Origin of the sequence: Sphingobium sp. BHU LFT2 (assembly GCF_018604485.1) — a bacterium.
Taxonomy (GTDB): Bacteria; Pseudomonadota; Alphaproteobacteria; order Sphingomonadales; family Sphingomonadaceae; genus Sphingobium; species Sphingobium yanoikuyae_A.
Window position 1 is genome coordinate 13,237 of the sequence record NZ_JAFCGW010000023.1, and the last position, 17,294, is coordinate 30,530.

At 64.8% G+C, this 17,294-nt stretch carries 18 protein-coding genes; 5 read left to right on the forward strand and 13 right to left on the reverse strand.

Features of this window, described 5'->3' with window-relative positions; all coding sequences use genetic code 11:
* Positions 1-93: 93 nt before the first annotated feature.
* On the reverse strand, positions 94-1,611 hold the full coding sequence (gene scpC / locus JQK15_RS24050; protein WP_214868728.1) for a succinyl-CoA:acetate CoA-transferase ScpC: 1,518 nt from the start codon (positions 1,609-1,611) through the stop codon (positions 94-96).
* Between the two features lie 116 nt (positions 1,612-1,727).
* Between scpC and JQK15_RS24055 the strand changes: the two genes are divergently transcribed.
* Positions 1,728-2,615 carry a LysR family transcriptional regulator gene (locus tag JQK15_RS24055; protein WP_214868730.1) on the forward strand — a complete coding sequence of 296 codons (888 nt, stop codon included), beginning with the start codon at positions 1,728-1,730 and terminating at the stop codon, positions 2,613-2,615.
* On the opposite strand, the gene JQK15_RS24060 is transcribed toward JQK15_RS24055, so the two are convergent.
* The 3 genes from JQK15_RS24060 to uvrC all read right to left on the reverse strand — a co-directional run bounded on the left by JQK15_RS24060 (position 2,612) and on the right by uvrC (position 6,454).
* Entirely contained in the window at positions 2,612-4,138 is a 1,527-nt protein-coding gene (locus JQK15_RS24060) for a methyl-accepting chemotaxis protein (protein ID WP_214868732.1), read from the reverse strand. The two genes, JQK15_RS24055 and JQK15_RS24060, sit on opposite strands and share 4 nt — an antisense overlap.
* On the reverse strand, positions 4,135-4,386 hold the full coding sequence (locus JQK15_RS24065) for a hypothetical protein (protein WP_214868734.1): 252 nt from the start codon (positions 4,384-4,386) through the stop codon (positions 4,135-4,137). The genes JQK15_RS24060 and JQK15_RS24065 overlap by 4 nt, the downstream gene beginning before the upstream one ends.
* Positions 4,387-4,540: 154 nt before the next feature.
* Entirely contained in the window at positions 4,541-6,454 is a 1,914-nt protein-coding gene (uvrC, locus tag JQK15_RS24070) for an excinuclease ABC subunit UvrC (RefSeq protein ID WP_037512030.1), read from the reverse strand.
* 242 nt (positions 6,455-6,696) lie between these two features.
* On the opposite strand from uvrC, the gene JQK15_RS24075 reads away from it, so the two are divergent.
* The 3 genes from JQK15_RS24075 (at position 6,697) to JQK15_RS24085 (ending at position 9,400) form a co-directional block, all read left to right on the forward strand.
* Positions 6,697-7,749 (forward strand): NAD(P)-dependent alcohol dehydrogenase, encoded by a 1,053-nt coding sequence (locus JQK15_RS24075; RefSeq protein ID WP_214868736.1) that lies wholly within the window; start codon positions 6,697-6,699, stop codon positions 7,747-7,749.
* Between the two features lie 141 nt (positions 7,750-7,890).
* A complete protein-coding gene (locus JQK15_RS24080; protein WP_214868738.1) occupies positions 7,891-8,805 on the forward strand; it encodes an HAD family hydrolase in 915 nt (304 codons plus the stop codon).
* A 70-nt stretch (positions 8,806-8,875) separates the two neighbouring features.
* Positions 8,876-9,400 carry a GNAT family N-acetyltransferase gene (locus tag JQK15_RS24085; RefSeq protein ID WP_214868740.1) on the forward strand — a complete coding sequence of 175 codons (525 nt, stop codon included), beginning with the start codon at positions 8,876-8,878 and terminating at the stop codon, positions 9,398-9,400.
* Between the two features lie 62 nt (positions 9,401-9,462).
* Here the strand turns inward: JQK15_RS24085 and JQK15_RS24090 are convergent, their stop codons facing one another.
* From JQK15_RS24090 to JQK15_RS24125, 8 genes are all read right to left on the reverse strand, one after another.
* On the reverse strand, positions 9,463-10,077 hold the full coding sequence (locus JQK15_RS24090) for a F0F1 ATP synthase subunit B family protein (RefSeq protein WP_004207390.1): 615 nt from the start codon (positions 10,075-10,077) through the stop codon (positions 9,463-9,465).
* A complete protein-coding gene (locus JQK15_RS24095; RefSeq protein ID WP_004207391.1) occupies positions 10,070-10,564 on the reverse strand; it encodes a F0F1 ATP synthase subunit B family protein in 495 nt (164 codons plus the stop codon). The genes JQK15_RS24090 and JQK15_RS24095 overlap by 8 nt, the downstream gene beginning before the upstream one ends.
* Positions 10,565-10,631: 67 nt before the next feature.
* Complete coding sequence (locus tag JQK15_RS24100) at positions 10,632-10,859, reverse strand: F0F1 ATP synthase subunit C (RefSeq protein ID WP_004207392.1); 228 nt, start codon at positions 10,857-10,859, stop codon at positions 10,632-10,634.
* Positions 10,860-10,911: 52 nt separating this feature from the next.
* Positions 10,912-11,697 (reverse strand): F0F1 ATP synthase subunit A, encoded by a 786-nt coding sequence (locus JQK15_RS24105; protein ID WP_017503282.1) that lies wholly within the window; start codon positions 11,695-11,697, stop codon positions 10,912-10,914.
* 46 nt (positions 11,698-11,743) lie between these two features.
* A complete protein-coding gene (locus JQK15_RS24110) occupies positions 11,744-12,067 on the reverse strand; it encodes an AtpZ/AtpI family protein (protein WP_004207394.1) in 324 nt (107 codons plus the stop codon).
* A 173-nt stretch (positions 12,068-12,240) separates the two neighbouring features.
* Positions 12,241-12,627, reverse strand: coding sequence for a YdbL family probable chaperone protein (locus JQK15_RS24115; RefSeq protein ID WP_004207395.1), 387 nt, complete (start codon positions 12,625-12,627; stop codon positions 12,241-12,243).
* Complete coding sequence (locus tag JQK15_RS24120; RefSeq protein ID WP_214868742.1) at positions 12,624-12,812, reverse strand: YnbE family lipoprotein; 189 nt, start codon at positions 12,810-12,812, stop codon at positions 12,624-12,626. The genes JQK15_RS24115 and JQK15_RS24120 overlap by 4 nt, the downstream gene beginning before the upstream one ends.
* Positions 12,809-16,048 (reverse strand): intermembrane phospholipid transport protein YdbH family protein, encoded by a 3,240-nt coding sequence (locus JQK15_RS24125; RefSeq protein ID WP_214868744.1) that lies wholly within the window; start codon positions 16,046-16,048, stop codon positions 12,809-12,811. Before JQK15_RS24125 ends, JQK15_RS24120 begins: the two co-directional genes overlap by 4 nt.
* A gap of 152 nt (positions 16,049-16,200) precedes the next feature.
* On the opposite strand from JQK15_RS24125, the gene radC reads away from it, so the two are divergent.
* Positions 16,201-16,893, forward strand: coding sequence for a RadC family protein (radC, locus tag JQK15_RS24130; protein ID WP_048937915.1), 693 nt, complete (start codon positions 16,201-16,203; stop codon positions 16,891-16,893).
* A 2-nt stretch (positions 16,894-16,895) separates the two neighbouring features.
* Here radC and JQK15_RS24135 read toward each other — a convergent pair whose 3' ends face one another.
* Positions 16,896-17,276: a VOC family protein gene (locus JQK15_RS24135; protein ID WP_214868745.1), complete on the reverse strand. Its 381-nt coding sequence runs from the start codon at positions 17,274-17,276 to the stop codon at positions 16,896-16,898.
* Positions 17,277-17,294: the final 18 nt, after the last annotated feature.

The window sequence follows — 17,294 nt, forward strand, 5'->3', positions numbered from 1 at the left end:
CGGTTCCCTCAGCGGAAATATGTCGGAAAGCGGCAATCGAACAGCAATGATCAATGGCCCGGCGCAGGTCAGGCTGCGCCGGGCCATTGATGATCAGCCCGGCATCATCGTGCCGGTATCGATGAAGCGCTGGTGCCAGGCGAAGGCCTCGGCCGGCAGCATCGGCGACTGCAGGCCATAGCTGCCCTGCATCGCCCGCCTGAAATAATCCTTCAGCATCGGGCGATAATCGGGATGGGCGCAATTGTTGATGATCAGTTCGGCCCGCTGGCGCGGCGCCAGCCCGCGCAGGTCGGCCAGCCCCTGTTCGGTGACGATCACCTGCACATCCTGATTGATATGGTCGACATGGCTGGCATGCGGCACGATCGCCGAAATTTTGCCCTGCTTGGCGGTCGAGGGCGTCATGAAGATCGACAGATAGGCGTTGCGGGCAAAGTCGCCCGATCCACCGATGCCGTTCTGGATACGCGATCCCATGACACGGGTGGAGTTCACATTGCCATAAATGTCCGCCTCGATGAGGCCGTTCATGGCGATGCAGCCCAGGCGGCGAACCAGTTCGGGATGGTTGCTGATTTCCTGCGGACGCAGGATCATCTTGTTGCGGAAGCGGGCCATGTCGGCATTGAGCCGCGCGGCCGCCTCGGGGCTGAGCGAGAAGGCGGTGGCGCTCGCCATGCGCAGCTTGCCGGATTCCAGCAGGTCGAGCATGCCGTCCTGAATGACCTCCGTATAGGAGACCATATTGTCGAACGGCGCATCGATGAGGCCCGTCAGCACGGCATTGGCGATATTGCCGACGCCCGACTGAAGCGGTAGCAGCGACGCCGGAATGCGGCCCATCTTCACTTCATGGCCGAGGAATTCGAGCAGATGGCCAGCGATCGCCCGCGCACTGTCATCGGGCGGGGTGAAGGGCGCGTTGCGATCGGGCGAGTCGGTTTCGACCACCGCCAGCACCTTGGCGGGATCGACGCGGAAATAGGGCTCGCCGATGCGATCATCCGCGCGGGTCAGCGGGATCGGCACGCGGCTGGGCGGCAACGCCGTGCCGTAATAAATGTCGTGCATCCCTTCGAGCGCAGCATTCTGCCAGCTATTGACCTCCAGGATGATGCCCTTGGCGCGATCGAGCCACGTCTTGTTGTTGCCGACCGAGGCGGACGGAATCAGCAGGCCATCGGGCGTGATGCCGGTCACTTCGACCACGGCGACATCCAGTTCGCCCAAAAAGCCCTGCCACGCCATCGGCGCGACCTGGCTCAGATGCATGTCGAAATATTGCATCTCGCCGCGGTTGATCCGCTCGCGGGCGATCGGATCGCTATTATAGGGCAGGCGAAATTCGACGCCGTCGGCCTTGGCGAGCGCGCCATCCAGTTCAGGCCCGGTCGATGCGCCGGTCCACACCTTCACCCGGAACGGATCACCAGCGGAATGGGCGGCAGTAATTCGGTCGGCCAGCGCCAGAGGGACGGCCTTGGGATAGCCCGAACCGGTGAAGCCGCTCATGCCCACGGTCATGCCGTCGGCGATCAGGGCAGCTGCGTCCTGCGCGCTGCGCCTTTTTGCCGCAAACCCTGCATGACCGATACGATCCGATGCCATCCTCTCGTCTCCATTAAATGTCTGACTGGCGTCCCTGCGCCGGCGCTTAGGTCTGGCTTTTCCGTTCTCCGCACAATAGGGATTCCCGGCACAATATCTGTGCAGGACATGTTCAAATGAGCGACCTGCTTCTTTCGATCCGCACCTTCATACGGCTATGCGAAAAGCCCAGTTTCACGCGCGTCGCTGCCGAGATGCATGCGAGCCACACCACCATAGCCCGCCGGCTCGATCAGGTGGAAGCCCATTTTGGTACCGTGCTGTTCCATCGCACCACGCGCCGGCTGGTCCCGACGCCGGAAGCCGACCAGTTGCTGGTCCATGCCCGCACGCTGGTCGACGCGCTGGAAGTGGCCGAACAGGAATTGCGCCCGGTCCAGGGCGATGTCAGCGGCACGGTGCGGATCGGCGTCACGACCGCGCTGGGCCTCTATTATCTGGGCCTGCTGAGCCTGCTCAGCGATCAGCATCCCGGCCTGCGGATCGACATGGCGATGACCGACTGGCAACGCGATCTGGTCCAGGACCGGCTCGATCTGGCGCTGCGCGTCGGCCCGGTCGGGGACGATATGCTGGTCGTGCATCGGCTGGGCGCCCTGCCCCGCATGTTGGTCGCCCATCCCGACTATGTCGCGCGCCATGGCCTGCCCGCCAGCGCGGACGATCTGCCGAGCCATCGCTGCATCGCCTATGGCTATGGCGACCTGCCGGCCAAATGGACGGTGGATGGCCGCGACCAGTTGATCAGCGGCCCGTTCCGCAGCGACAATAGCGAAGCGGTGCATCGCGCCGCGCTTGCCGGCCTCGGCATCGCGATGCTGCCTGCCGTGCGGGTGGCGGAGGATCTGGAGGCGGGGCGCCTCGTGCGCGTCCTCCCCGCCAGCCAGATCGACCCGATCGACATATTGGCGGTGCATCCCGCGCTGAAGCGCCTGCCCGCCCGCGCCCGGCTGGTGCTCGATTTCCTGAAGGCGAATTTCCCCGGCGACCCGCCCCAGCGCTAGGCGGCGCGCAGTTCCTCCAGCACGTTACGCACCGTTTCCTGCAATTCCTGCGAACGACTGGACAGGGCCGTCGCCGCCGCGTCGGTTTCGCCCATGGCCGATTGCGCCTCCGCCAGCGCCAGGCTCAGCGCTTCGGCCTGGGACGCCGCTTCGGCGATGTGGCGGGCCATCTCCTCGGTCGCCGCGGCGATCTCGCCGGTGGCGCGTATCTGTTCCGCCACATCATCGACGATGCCGGCGGTCGACCGATCGATCGTGTCGGCCGATTGGGTCGCGACGTCGATCGCGCCCGACACGCTGTCGGCCGCACGGCGAATATCCTGCAGATAGATGTCAATCTGGCGGGTCGCCTCGGCCGTCTGCGCGGCGAGGCTCTTCATCTCCGATGCCACGACGGCAAAGCCCCGCACCTCGCTGCCGCTACGCGCCGCCTCGATCCCGGCGTTAAGCGACAGGGTCCGGCTCTGCGCCGCGATCTGCGAAATCAGCGCGACGATCGAACTGGCGGAATCGACCGTCGCCGACAGCATGTCGACCTCCGGCGTCAGCGCACGGGTGGCCATCGCGCCGCGCAGCGCATTGTCGCGGGTATGGCTGGCGCTGCCGCCCACGCCATTGATCGAAATGGCCAGCTTTTCCGTATCCTGCGCCACCGCGCGGACATCGCCATCGGCGCGGGCATGGGCCTTGCGCAATTCGGCCGAACGCTGGGTCGTGCGATCGAGCAGATCGAACAGCCATTGCTTGCTGGCCGACAATTGCCCGGCCAGTTGGCCCAGATCGCCGACCACCGCGCCCAATCGCGCCTCCAGCGCATCGGCCACCAGCCGGCGCCGCTCGCTTGCCTCTTCGGCCCGCCGCGCCGCTTCCTCGATCGCGCGCTGACGAGTGGCAATCGTCTGCGCCCGCTCCAGTTCGGCCAGCGCGACCTCGGCCCGCTCCTTCGCCGCGTCCGCCTCCTTGCGCAGCCCTTCGCTCCGCTGCCGCTCCTCGGTTTGCAGGCGGATGGTCTGGGTCAGCAGCGACACGATCCACCACAGCATCAGGGTCTGGATCACCACGATCAGCGCATGCACCAGCACGCGAGGCAGATCGCCCTCGCTGGCGAACACCCAGGCGGGATAGCTATAGTTGAGGATCAGATGGTGGAGCGCCGTCACGCCGGCCGCGACCAGCAACGCCCGCCGATCGAGCAGCACGGTCTGCGCCGCCAGCGCCGCAAAGAAACCCATATGCATGTCCATCTGCCAGCCATGCCCGCGCAGCAGGAAGACATAGAGCGCCGGGATCGCCACCGATGTCACCGCCAGCGTCATGCGCGCCGGCGCCGCAATGTCGCGCCGCCGCACCATGATGGTCGGAAGCAGCGCCAGCAGCGCAGCCGCCAGCGCGCCGACTTCCGCATCGGGTGCCTTCAGCCACCAGCCGATCAGCATCAGTGCCGGCACATTCAGCCAGAATAGCCACATCAGCATGCGCGCACCGGCCAGGCGGATGCTTTCCATCGGGCGTTCGACGTTCATGCCCGCCCTCCCCTGCCGGCACAGAGGAAATCGGGCGCCGCCAGCAGCAATACGCCGCGCGTCAGCATCGGCCAGGCCAGGCGGTCGCGGTCCCCCCGCACCACCAATGCCCCCTCGAACTGCCCCTTGCCGATCGGGATCGCGCCGACCGCAATCAACCCCGCCGCCAATCCATGGCCGCTGGCCGTCGTCAGGGGAATGGCGAGCATGTCGCCACGTGCCGGCGGCGCCAGAACGCCCGCCATCATCAGAAAAGCGACTGTTGCCAATTGCGCAGCCGCAAGCCCCCAACTGTTCCCCACTCTTGTCTCCCCCACCGATCGGCCGGGGGGAAACATCGCCAGCAATTGTTAACGCGACACTTATGAGCCAGCAAAAATCATTGCGTTATCGTCACATTTTTCAGCCGTGGAAATAGTCATAGACCTGCTGGGCCACCGCCTTCGACACGCCGGGGGCGCGTTGCAGATCCTCCAGCGCCGCATCGCGCACCGCCCGCGCCGTCCCGAAATGCATCAGAAGCGCCTTTTTCCGGGCCGGGCCGATGCCGGGCACCTCGTCCAGCGACGACACGGTGATCGCCTTGCTGCGCTTCGCCCGATGCGCGCCGATGGCAAAGCGGTGCGCTTCATCGCGCAGGCGCTGCATGTAGAAGAGCAGCGGATGATTGATCGGGAAACTCACCTCCCGCCCATCCATCAGGTGGAAAACCTCGCGCCCGTCGCGGCCATGATGTGGCCCCTTGGCAATGCCGATCATGCAGACATCCTCGATGCCCATATCCTCCAGCATCGCCCGCGCCGCCGACAACTGCCCCTTGCCGCCGTCGATCAGCACTAGGTCCGGCCATTCGCCGCCGTCGCGATCGGGGTCTTCGCGCGCGGCCCGGCCGAAGCGCCGCTCGAACATTTCGCGCATCATCGCGAAATCGTCGTTCGAGATGTCCGGGTTCTTCATGTTGAACTTGCGATAGGCGTTCTTGCGGAACCCCTCCGGCCCGGCGACCACCATCGCCCCCAGCGCATGGGCGCCCTGGATATGGCTGTTGTCGTAGATTTCGATCCGGTCGGGCACGCCGTCCAGCCCGAAGGCTTCGACCATCTCGTCCAATATCTTGGCCTGGGTCGTGGTCTCGGCCAGGCGCCGGTCGAGCGCCTCCACCGCGTTCCGCTGCGCCTGTTTGATCAGGCGCGTGCGCTCGCCGCGCTGGGGCACCTCGATCCGTACCTTGCTGCCTAGCCTTTCGCTCAGCGCCAGCGCCATCAGCTCGCACTCGGCCGGCTCACGGTCGGTCAGGATCAGCTTGGGCGGCGGCACTTCCTCGTAAAATTGCGCCATGAAGCTTTCCAGCACCTCTTCGGTCGCCACATCATTGGTGTGGACCGGGAAGAAGCTGCGATGGCCCCAATTCTGGCCGCCGCGAATGAAGAAGGCCTGGATGCACATCGATCCGCCCTTCTCCGCCAATGCGAAGATGTCGGCGTCGCCCAGCCCCTCGGCATTGATCGCCTGCGATCCCTGGATGAAGGTCAGCGCCTTCAGCCGGTCGCGGATCATCGCCGCCTGTTCGAAATCCAGCGCCTCGGCCGCTGCCTCCATCGCCGCGCCCAGCTTCTGCTGCACGGCGGTCGATTTGCCGCCCAGGAAATCCTGTGCGTCCTGCACCAGTTCGGCATAGCCGGCCGTGTCGATGCGATCGACGCAGGGCGCCGAGCAGCGCTTGATCTGGTACAGCAGGCAGGGCCGCGAACGATTGGCGAAGAAGCTGTCGGTGCAGGACCGCAGCAGGAACAGCTTCTGCAGCGCGTTGATCGTCCGCGTCACCGATCCGGCGCTGGCGAAGGGCCCATAATAGCGCCCCTTATATTTGCGCGCGCCGCGATGCTTCTGCACGCGGGGAAAATCATGATCCTCGCGCAGCAGGATGAAGGGGAAGCTTTTGTCGTCGCGCAGCAGGACATTATAGGGCGGACGATAGCGCTTGATCAGCTGCGCCTCCAGCAGCAGCGCCTCCGCCTCGCTGTTGGTGGTGACGATCGTCATGCTGCGCGTCTGCGCCACCATGCGCCGCAGGCGGTTGGGTAAGCGATCGACCTGGGTGTAATTGGCCACCCGGTTCTTCAGCGCCCGCGCCTTGCCGACATAGAGGACATCGCCGCGCGCATCCTGCATCCGGTAGACGCCGGGTCGGGTCGGCAGCGTTTTGAGCGTCGTGCGGATCGCCTCCACACCTGCATCGATGTCGGGCTGGCTGCCGGTGACGGTATAGGTCGCCTTGTCTTCGTTGAAACGGTCGGGGGATTGCGGCTGCGACATGGCCGCAGAGATAGCGGCACCGGCGCGGATCGCAATGGCGGGATGGAACAAAGGGCGGCCAACACCGCCATTCATGATTGCCATTCATGGCTGTGTTGCCGAAAGCCGGCCTAATCAACAGCCTGTCGACTTCCTACATGGGACAGGCACAGGCCGTCCCACGGCCCGCGCCCATCCAAGAATAGCAGCGGAGGGGCATGTCTGCCCTGCACACCGCGAACCTCAAGCAAAGGGACATCCCCATGGCCACCAAAGCCTATGGCGCCAACGCCGCCGACAAGCCGCTCGAAGCCCTCGACATCGAACGCCGCGCCGTCGGTCCGCATGATGTCGCGATCGATATCGCCTATTGCGGCGTCTGCCATTCGGACCTGCACCAGGTCCGGTCCGAATGGGACGGCACCCTCTATCCCTGCGTTCCCGGCCATGAGATCGTCGGGCATGTGACCGCGGTCGGCGATCATGTCAGCGCCTTCAAGGTCGGCGACACGGTCGGCGTCGGCTGCATGGTCGACAGTTGCCAGGGCTGCGCCTCCTGCGACGAAGGGCTGGAGCAATATTGCGAGAACGGTTTTGTCGGCACCTATAATGGCAAGACCGATGATGCGCCCGGCCACACGCTGGGCGGCTATTCGCAGAATATCGTGGTGAAGGACAAGTTCGTCCTGAAGATCAGCCACCCCGCCGATCAGCTCGCCGCGGTGGCGCCGCTGCTGTGTGCGGGCATCACCACGTGGTCGCCGCTGCGCCACTGGAAGGTCGGCCCCGGCCAGAAGGTCGGCATCGTCGGCATTGGCGGCCTGGGCCATATGGGCATCAAGCTGGCCCATGCCATGGGCGCCAAGGTGATCGCCTTTACCACCTCGGAATCCAAGCGCCAGGACGCGCTGGACCTCGGTGCGGACGAAGTCGTCGTCTCGCGCAATGCCGAAGAGATGCAGGCCCATGCCAACAGCTTCGACTTCATCCTGAACACGGTCGCGGCCAGCCATAATCTCGACGCCTTCACCACTCTGCTGAAGCGCGACGGGACGATGACACTGGTCGGCGTGCCCGAACATGCCCACCCCTCGCCCAATGTCGGCGCGCTGATCTTCAAGCGCCGCAGCATTGCCGGCTCGCTGATCGGTGGCATCGCCGAAACGCAGGAGATGCTCGATTTCTGCGCAGAGAAGGGCATCGTTGCGGACATCGAGATGATCCGCATCCAGGATATCGAAGACGCCTATGCCCGCATGCAGAAGAGCGACGTCAAATATCGCTTCGTGATCGACAACGCCACGCTGACGGCCTGATCGCAAGTAAAGGGGCGAATGGCCAACGGCCATTCGCCCCGACTGCGGGCCATGCCCGCCCCTTTCCGGGGGAAACCCCGATTGCTCCCAGCTTCCCGTCCCGGTCCAATCACCGGACGTCCAAGCGCGAAGGAGCCAGCCATGTCCGATCCCCTGCCATCCTGGAACGACGGACCTGCCAAGGCCGCGATCCTGGATTTCGTCGCCCGCGTGACAGGCTCGGGACCGGAGCATGTCCCCACCCCGCAGCGCATCGCCACCTTCGACAATGACGGCACGCTCTGGGCGGAACAGCCACTTCAGACCCAGTTCCTGTTCGGCCGCATGCTGCGCGCAAAACTGATCGAACAGGAACCGGAACTCGCGCAGCAACAGCCTTTCAAGGCCTATGTCGAACAGGACATGCCGGCCATGAAGGCGCTGGGGAAGCTAGGGCTGCTGGAGGTTGCCGCCCGTGAGCATGCGGGCGCGACCGAAGAGGAATTTGACAGGATCGCACGCGACTGGCTCGCCACCGCACATCATCCCCTGCTCGACCGGCCCTTCACCCGATGCGTCTATCGCCCGCAGATCGAATTGCTCGATTTCCTGCGCGCCCATGATTTCAAGACCTATATCGTCTCGGGCGGCGGGCTCGACCTGATGCGCGCCTTCGCCGAAAACGTCTATGGCATTCCGCCCGAACAGGTGATCGGCTCCAGCCTTCGCACCCGGTTCGAAATCGACGGTGATGGCGTCGCGCAACTTGTCAAACTGCCCGAACTCCGCTGTTTCGACGATCGCGAGGCGAAAGCGCAGAATATCGCCCTTCATATCGGCCGTCGCCCGATCCTGGCCTTCGGCAATTCGGACGGCGACCTCGCCATGCTCCGCTATGTGAAGACCGGATCAGGGCCACGGCTGGCGCTGCTGCTGCATCATGACGATGCCGTTCGGGAATTTGCCTATGATCGGGATTTCTTCCTGAGTCCCCTGGCCGAGGCGCTGGACAAGGCCCAGGATTATGGCCTGACCCTGGTCAGCATGAAGCAGGACTGGAACAGCATCTTCGTCTGATCCGTTGACCGCGCCACCTTCAGACAACCGGCCGTGGCACTCCGCAGGCTGGCGCGCCTATGACCGCCTTATGGTCCATCTCCTTCCCTTCACCCCCGATCATTTCTCCACCCTGTCGGGCTGGTTTGGCAGCGACGCAGATGTCGTTCAGTGGGGCGGCCCCTATGTCCATTTCCCGCTGTCCGACGAGCAGATGACAGCGATGCTGGACGAAGGACGCAGCGATCCGCCCATGCGCCTGTGCTGGATGGCGCAGGACGGTGATCGACTGGTCGGCCATGTCCAGATCGCCTTCGACTGGCGCAACGGCAATGCCACGCTGGGCCGTGTCGCGATCGCGCCCGATGCGCGCGGCCGGGGTCTGGCGGTGCCGATGCTGCGCCTTGCGCTCGCCAGCGCCTTTGCCTTCGACGCCGTCGAGCGGCTGGAACTCAATGTCTATGCCTGGAACCGGCCCGCCATCCGCAGCTATGAACGGCTGGGCTTCGTGACCGAAGGCATCCGCCTGTCCTCCGTGCGGGTCGGCGATGCGCGATGGGATACCGCGATCATGCGAATGCTGCGATCCGAATGGACGGACAGCACGCCAGCCTGAACCCAAACAAAAAGGGCCGGCGCCTTCCGGTGCCGACCCTTTTGCTATTTCTGCCTGTTCGATCAGGCGACCGGGCCAAGACCCTTGATCGCATCATCGACCAGCGCCTTGTCCGCCTTGGCATCATGGCCTTCGGCAATCAGGGCGGCGGCAGCGCCGGTAGCGGCCTTCACCGCCTTGGCACGAATGTCGGCCAGTGCGCTGCGCTCAGCCGCACCGATCTTGTCTTCCGCCATCTTCTGGCGACGGGCGACCAGATCGGCAGCCTGCACCTTGGCATCGGACAGAAGCGTTTCGGCTTCATGCTCGGCCGACTTGCGCATGGCGTCGGCTTCGCCGGCCGCAGCGGCCAGCTTGGCTTCATATTCGCCCTTGAGCGCTTCGGCTTCGGCACGAAGCTTCGATGCTTCGGCCAGCTGTTCCTTGATCTGGGCGATCCGGCCATCCAGAACGCCACCGATCAGGCTGGGCACCTTCTTGATCAGCAGGATGACGATGAATACCGCCATCGCCAGGCTGACCCAGGCTGTCGCGTCCATGCCGACCGCCTTGGGATCGGTATGCGGCGCGACGCCTTCATGCGCCACGGTGCCAACCGGCTCCATGCCTTCGGCGTGGATTGCCTGATTGAGGTGCGGGGCCTGCGCCTCGCTATGCTCTACTGCTGCCTCAGCCATGAGCCAGTGCCGCCTTTACTGCGTTGCGGGCCGCTTCGTCCGACGCTTCCACGCCGGAAATCCGGACGACCATGTCGCGCGCCGCATCGGCGGCGACGGTTTCAATCTGTGCCATGGCGGCATCCGTGGCGGTCTTGATCCGGGCTTCGGCAGCGCCGATCTTGTCCTGGATCTCCGCATCGGCGGCGGCCAGCTTCGCTTCCGAAGCCTTGGCGGCATCCGCCTTCGCCTTGGCCAGCGTCGCCTGGGCGGCGGTGCGGCTTTCGGCATCACGGACGCGATAGTCCGCTTCCGCTTCGTCGGCGCGGGCGAAGGCTGCCTTGGCAGCATCGAGATCACCCGAAATCTTCGCGTCGCGCGCGTCGGCCGTCGCCTGCACCTTGGGCACCATGCCGCGGCCGATGACGAAGAAGACGAAGCCGAACGTCAGCAGCAGCCAGAAGATCTGGGAAGCATAGGTATCGGCGATTTGCGCGATTTGAGGCATTTTTATCCGTCCGAAAAGGGGGCGGTCGTCAAGGGGCAGGCAGCCAGGCTGCCCGCCCCGTCGATCTTTAGGCCACGAAGACCAGGATCATGGCGATAACGAACGCCAGCAGACCCAGAAGTTCGGCGGCGGCGAAGCCGATGAACAGGCGACCCTGCTGGCCGTCAGCGGCACCCGGATTGCGCAGCGCGCCTTCGAGGAACGAGCTGAAGACGTTGCCCACACCGAGGGCGGCAATGCCCGCACCGATCGCGGCCAGGCCAGCACCGAGCAGCTTTGCGGCTTCTGCGTCCATGTTCTAAACTCCTTTTTCTAAACCAATTAAGCGTTGAAGAATGTACGAAAACTCAGTGCAGGTTTTCGGCGTCGTTGATGTAGACCGAGGTCAGCAGCGCAAACACATAGGCCTGGATCACGGCGACCAGCACTTCGAGTGCGCTGATACCGACCATCAGCACGAAGCTGGCGGCACCGACGGTCAGACCGAAACCGGGGCCAGCATTCGAGCTGTTGATGACGAAGCCGGCCAGCACCTTGAGCAGCACGTGTCCGGCGGTCATCGCCACGAACAGTCGCAGGCCCAGGCTGAACGGACGCACCATGAACGAGATCAGCTCGATCGGGAAAATGACCGGGATCATCGGCAGGGGCGTGCCGTGCGGCACGAACAGGGAGAAGAAGTGCAGCCCATGCTTCCAGAAGCCAACGATCAGCACGATCGAGAAGCTCATGATCGCCAGCACGCCTGTGGCGGTGAAGTGGCTGGTGAAGGTGAAGGGGTGGACCCCGACCAGACCCAGCGGCAGCAAGCCCAGAAGGTTGGCCATCAGGATGAACATGAAGAGCGAGAAGACATAGGGAATGTACTTCTTGCCGCCCTCGCCCACGTTCGAGATCAGCAGGTTCTTGATGAAGCCGGTGAAATATTCGACCGCCATCTGCCAACGACCGGGCACCAGTTCGCGCTTCATGCCGCCGATCACGAAGATCCACAGCACCACCGCAGCGGCGACCATATAGAGCGCGCTGTTGGTGAAGGCGATGTTGAAGCCGCCGATGGACAGGTGATCGGTACCGAACAGCGGTTCGATCGCAAACTGATGCATCGGATCGATTTTGCCGGATTCTGCCACTTGGACCCCTGTACCGTCTAATATTCGGACTAAGACAAAAGCGCCCCTATTGATCGGAACGCTTCGTCGTCGTCAATCTGATGATGTTCCTGAACGCCGCCACGATCCCGAGACCGAGGAAGACAAGCAGGAGCCATGGGGATGTGCCGAGCAGCCGGTCGAGAACCCAGCCGATCAACGCACCACCGACAAGACCACCGATCAGCTCTGCGAGAACCCTGTTGCCCAGACGCGAACCATCGTCCGCCTGCTGCACCTTCGTCCCCTGTCTGACCTGCTCGGCATGTTCCGCCTGCGCAATTCTCGCTTCCAGTGAAGCGATCCGCGCATCTTCCCCCGCCGGGTCCTGCCCGGATTCACCCGCAACCATTGCCAATCCTTCCATCAGGCTGAAACCCAATGGCAGGCGGCATGGCGCTTGCGGCTGCACCCGTCAAGGCGCGGCCCGTTTAGAAAGGGGATGACGGATAGTCAACTATACTTGGGCAGGAGATTATCCTGCCCAGACGAACTGGCGGTCAAAGTCCGCCAGCCACGCGCGTTTTACTGGCCTGCGGTGGCGCAATAGGCCGGCAAAGAGATCGCCCCGGCGCCCTTGGTCTGCCAGGCACCACCGCCGACGCGATAGACCTGCCCCGGCTTCACCCGGCTGCTGAGCGTCTGGCAACCGGTTGCGGCCGCCACATCCTGCACCGTCACGCCGCGCTTGCCGGCCAGATCGGTATAGACGGCGCGGCGCTTGATGTTGATCGATTCGACCTCGGCCCGCACATCCGCGCCCACCGTGCCGGCGATGCCCAGATAGCCATCGGCCTGCTCGCCCACCGTGCCGGCAGCGATCGCGGCGGCCGCACCACCCTGGGCCTGCGCGGCGCCGGCCAGAACTAGGCCGCCCAGCACAGCGGCGGCCAGCATGAACTTGCGTGTCATTGCGGGAACAACTCCGGGTTATTGTTGATCAGATCCTGCGCGTCCTTTTCCAGTTTTACGACGACTTCCTGCTGGATCTTAACGTTGAGGTTGATCTCGATCGGCTTTTCCGGCGCCTTGACCTGAATGCATCCGCCCAGGGCCATGACGGTCAGTCCCGCCATAATGGTCTCTATCTTTTTCATTTCGGCTCCGTATTTCGCACAGTCTCGCTTGCCACAGGCTGAACCGCAAGACCTGATTGCAAATCGCGGGCGCTTTGCGCGCGCATCTTTTCCTGCGTTTCCTCAGCCACCCTGTCACGGATCGCCTGCGTCGGATCGGTATAATATTGGGCGTTGCGCATCAGCCCCCGGAAAGGCGCGGCAATGCGAACATTGAAGATGAAGGGCAAGCCCACGAAATTGCCGGCCAGCCCTCGCGGCACGCCTCCCAATTGGCCCCGGTTGACGCCGTTGAACACCACATTGGTCACCATCTCGCCATCCAGCGCGCCATCCATAAGGATGGTGAGGCATTTATATTGCAGATCCTTGAGCGCATCGAAGGCGACCTTGCCCATAACTCCGACTTGTTCATTCGACACCGGCCCCACATAGGACAGCACGCCGGACTGGCGCGTGGGGTCGCAAGGGATGGTCGGCAGCACGCCCTCCGGCATGATCAGCGGCGCCATGCCCTGCTGCCGTGCGACCAGCACGCCGCCGGCAACCCGCCCGCCCTGCGCATTGAAGATCAGCGGCATGATGCCGTCGAACGTGCCGGTCGCCGACACATTTTTGAGGTCCATCGCCTGGATGAAGGCGCCAGCATCGAGGCCGATGACCCGGAAGGTCAGATAGCGGTCGACGTCGGCACCAAAGTCCATGGTCGTCGGCAGAAGCACCAGTTCACCGCCCGAAAAGGGAAAGCCGCCACCCTCGATATGCACCTTCTGGCCGGCACCCAGGCGATAGCGCACCGTACCATTGCGTGCCTCGACACCCGGATTGACCAGCGCGATTCGCGCCTCCTGTCCGGTCGGCGTCACCATGTTGAGCAGGTCGGAGAAGCGGATTTCGCCAGACAGTCCCTCGACCGGGCCGAATGCCGCCGCCAGATCCAGCCGATCGGTCCGGAAGACGCCATCGCTGCTGACATCGGAACCGGTCCAGCGGATATGCCCCTCGCCGGTTACGCGGCCAGCGACATTGGCGATCACGCCAAGCGTCAACGGCGTAAGTTCCTCCGGCTGTAATCCCGGCCCGAAGCCCAGGTCCGGCACGGTCAGGTCGGCATGCCCCTTCCCGCTGCCCAGGTCGTGCGCAATATCGGCGCGTGCCACCGTGGCACCCTTGCCCGACACCTGCAGCGTACCGGTCGCGGTGATTCGGCCATCCTTCATCGCCAGGGCAAAGTCAGGCACGGACAGCGGGTTGAAGCGGACCGAAGGCTGCGCATCGCGCACCTGCATCGCCGCCTTGAGCGACAGCGCCCCCTTGGCAAAGGCCCAGTCGCCCGCCCCCTGCTCGACAATCAGCGGCACGGTGCCGATCCGTCCACCCGCGCCCTTGATGTCGCCGGCAAAGCCTTCCTTCGTCGCCGCACCGGTGACGCTCGTCGCAGACAGGCGCACCGGCGCATCCTCCGGGCCGATGGCAAAGTCTGCGTTGCCCAGGGTGAAGCCGGTCTGGCCCAATATCAGCCGGGCATTGTCCGCCTTTAGGCCCATCGGGCTGTCGCCGCTTCGCCCGTTCAGCGCGACATTGCGAAGCTCCGCACCGCCCTTCATGCCGCCCGGCCCCATGGCGAAAAGCGCCGAATTGGGTAGTGGGCAGAGCGTCTGCCGGGTCTGCCCCAGCGCGAAGCTACCATAGCGCGCTTCCAGCAAGGTCAGTGGCGCGCAATGTTCGTTGATCGCGATCGCGCCATTAGACGCCAGCCGGCCATCGATCGGCAGGCCAAGACCGCGAACAGCCCCATCGGGCAGCGGCCCATCCAGCCGCAACGCGGTCGTGAAGCGGGTATCGCCCTTCGGCCCGGCAACGAATCGGACAGGCTCGAACGCCAGCCGGGCGCCGTCGGCCGTATAGGGATCGACGAACAACTGCCCGCCAAAGCCGCCGCCGGCGCGGCGGGCCAGCCGGAGCGCCGCCTTGGGCAAGCCGCCGCCCTGCGACGTGATCGCGCCGTCCAGCGCCCAGTCGATCGCCGCGCCGCCCTTGCCCGGCCAGGCCAGCGTCACCCGGCCGTCCCGCGCCACGGCCACCTGCGCGCCGCTGCGCGCGGCGAATTCGGTATCGGTCAGCACCAGACTGCCAGCATCGCCCTTCTGCGCCAGCGCCACCCGCGCCCGCAGCAGATTATCCGCCCCGGCCCGCCTTGCCGCATCCGCCAACCGCAGGGCCAGCGGCGCCACCGGCGTGCCGGCCGTCGAGGTCCGCAAATCCGCCAGCGGATCGCGCCCGGCCATCCGCCCGTTTCGCGCGGTCAGATCACCATTGAAGGTCGCATCACCGCCGCGCAGCGTCCAGTCACCGGCCAGTTCGGTTGGCCCCGCCAGCACGCCGGCACCGGAAAAGGCGCGTGCGCCGATCCGCGCCCGCCCGGCCATGGCCTTGGCCGTACCGTCGAACTCGATCCGACCGACCGGGGCCGCCAGCAGCATGCCCTGCGCCTTGAGCGCCTCGCCCGCCAGCTTGGCCGATCCGTTCCAGCGGTCCAGCCCCTGCCCCAGCCACAAATCGATCTCGGCCGTCGGCGCAGCCATCGCCATGTCCGCGCAGGCCAGCGCATCGCCCTTGATCGGCCCGCGCAGATGCGGCCGGCCGTCCACCATCGCCACGTCCAGCCAGGCGCTGGCCTTGGCCACGCCACAGCCGGCCATCCGTGCCCTGGGCATGGCAGCGGCCAGCGTGCCGCGAAAACCCGATTTCAGATTGCCATTGCCATCAATTTGCATGCCGACCGCACCCACATCGGTATCCAGCCGCAACTGCGCGTCGCGCAGGTGAAGCAGCAGGTCAGGCATGGCGAAGGGCGCGGTCGAATCAGGATCGCGAAACTTGTCCAGTTCGCCCAGCGTCAGCACGCCGTCGCGATAGGCGCCGCGCATCCGCACACCACCGGCGCGAACCGCCGCCACCTGTGGCGTCACCCCGGAAAAGGCGATGTCGACCTCCACCCAACGAGCAGTCAGGTCCGGCCGCGCCGGATCGCCCAGCACGACATTCTCGATCCGCTGGGTGCGCAGGCCCACCTGCGTCAGGTCATAATTGGCCTGAACCCCGCGCCGGTTCAGTTCGCGATTGACGAAATTCTCGGCGATCGGCGCGCGCTGCGTCCACAGCGCGACCAGCACCAGGCCGAGCGAACCCGTCCCGACACCCAGCCAGCGCAGCCAGCCCCGGCGAATTTCGGCTTCGCCGTTCTCGTCTTCCATCTGCCTGGCCAACCCCGACTTTCGCTCGCACTTCAGGTCCGTAACGCATCCATAACGTCCGACCCATTGGAAATATCCACCCCTGAAATAGCCTTGCCCGCGAAATCCGCAAAGCCTAGCCTTCATTTGCCGGGGAATGGGGGATCGCCAGCATGACCGAAAAGGACGAACGCGCGAGCCAGGATGGCGCCGGTCATCGCGCCCGCCTGCGCCAGCGCCTGGCCGAAGGCGGCGACGGGCTGCTCGACCATGAACTGATCGAATATCTGCTCGCCCTCGCCATTCCCCGCCGCGACACCAAGCCGCTGGCCCGGCTGCTGCTGCGCGAATTTGGCGGGATCGGTGGATTGATGGCGGCCGACTGGCAGGCGATCGCACGGGTGCCCGGCATGGGCGACACCAGCGTCGCCGCGATCAAGATCGTTCAGGCAACCGCGCTGCGGATGCTGCGCAACGATGTGGCGGAACGACCGGTGCTGGGCAGTTGGCAGGCGCTGCTCGACTATCTGCGCGCCGACATGGCCTATCTCCATGTCGAACGCGTGCGGGTGCTGCATCTCAACAGCCGCAACATGCTGATCCGCGACGAGAATATGGGTGACGGATCGATCGACCAGGCGGCCATATATACGCGCGAGGTTATCAAGCGGGCCATGGAACTGGGATCAGCAGCCCTGATCCTGGTGCATAATCACCCGTCGGGCGATCCATCGCCCAGCAAGCAGGATATCGAGATCACCCGCCAGATCGTCGAGGCCGGCAAGCGACTGGGCATCAGCGTCCATGACCATATCATCATTGGCGCGCAGGGGCATAGCAGCCTGCGCGCGCAGGGACTGCTGTAGGATCAGGCGCCCTCGATCAGTTCGGACGGCCAGCCGATGCGCACCAGCAGTCCATCCGGCCCGTTGATCCCGACCTCATACAGCCCCCATTCGCGATGGCGCAAAATGCCGCCTGGCCGGATGACCAGATCATCGACCAGCGCCGCGATCGCCGCCACATCGGGCGTGCGCAGATAGACGCCAAAGGGATTATGCGCCGGCACATCCCAGGGCGGCGCGCCGGCCTGGGTCAGATGCACCTCGCACCCCCATCCCTCCATGATATGATAATGGTGATCGCCGCCGATCCGCGTGAAGCCCAGCCTTTCCCAGAAGGCCAGGGCAATGGCGACGTCATTGCTGGGCACGATCGCGAAAGCGCCGACGCCTGGAATTGCGGACATGGCCTTACCCTCCCGTTG

Coding starts and splice junctions, on each gene's coding strand:
- JQK15_RS24055 (WP_214868730.1), top strand. CDS start 1,728: ATGAGCGACCTGCTTCTTTCGATCCGCACCTTCATACGGCTATGCGAA.
- uvrC (WP_037512030.1), bottom strand. CDS start 6,454: ATGTCGCAGCCGCAATCCCCCGACCGTTTCAACGAAGACAAGGCGACC.
- JQK15_RS24115 (WP_004207395.1), bottom strand. CDS start 12,627: ATGACACGCAAGTTCATGCTGGCCGCCGCTGTGCTGGGCGGCCTAGTT.
- JQK15_RS24135 (WP_214868745.1), bottom strand. CDS start 17,276: ATGTCCGCAATTCCAGGCGTCGGCGCTTTCGCGATCGTGCCCAGCAAT.
- JQK15_RS24120 (WP_214868742.1), bottom strand. CDS start 12,812: ATGAAAAAGATAGAGACCATTATGGCGGGACTGACCGTCATGGCCCTG.
- JQK15_RS24095 (WP_004207391.1), bottom strand. CDS start 10,564: ATGCCTCAAATCGCGCAAATCGCCGATACCTATGCTTCCCAGATCTTC.
- JQK15_RS24080 (WP_214868738.1), top strand. CDS start 7,891: ATGTCCGATCCCCTGCCATCCTGGAACGACGGACCTGCCAAGGCCGCG.
- JQK15_RS24060 (WP_214868732.1), bottom strand. CDS start 4,138: ATGAACGTCGAACGCCCGATGGAAAGCATCCGCCTGGCCGGTGCGCGC.
- JQK15_RS24075 (WP_214868736.1), top strand. CDS start 6,697: ATGGCCACCAAAGCCTATGGCGCCAACGCCGCCGACAAGCCGCTCGAA.
- JQK15_RS24085 (WP_214868740.1), top strand. CDS start 8,876: ATGGTCCATCTCCTTCCCTTCACCCCCGATCATTTCTCCACCCTGTCG.
- JQK15_RS24100 (WP_004207392.1), bottom strand. CDS start 10,859: ATGGACGCAGAAGCCGCAAAGCTGCTCGGTGCTGGCCTGGCCGCGATC.
- JQK15_RS24125 (WP_214868744.1), bottom strand. CDS start 16,048: ATGGAAGACGAGAACGGCGAAGCCGAAATTCGCCGGGGCTGGCTGCGC.
- JQK15_RS24090 (WP_004207390.1), bottom strand. CDS start 10,077: ATGGCTGAGGCAGCAGTAGAGCATAGCGAGGCGCAGGCCCCGCACCTC.
- scpC (WP_214868728.1), bottom strand. CDS start 1,611: ATGGCATCGGATCGTATCGGTCATGCAGGGTTTGCGGCAAAAAGGCGC.
- radC (WP_048937915.1), top strand. CDS start 16,201: ATGACCGAAAAGGACGAACGCGCGAGCCAGGATGGCGCCGGTCATCGC.
- JQK15_RS24110 (WP_004207394.1), bottom strand. CDS start 12,067: ATGGTTGCGGGTGAATCCGGGCAGGACCCGGCGGGGGAAGATGCGCGG.
- JQK15_RS24065 (WP_214868734.1), bottom strand. CDS start 4,386: ATGATGGCGGGCGTTCTGGCGCCGCCGGCACGTGGCGACATGCTCGCC.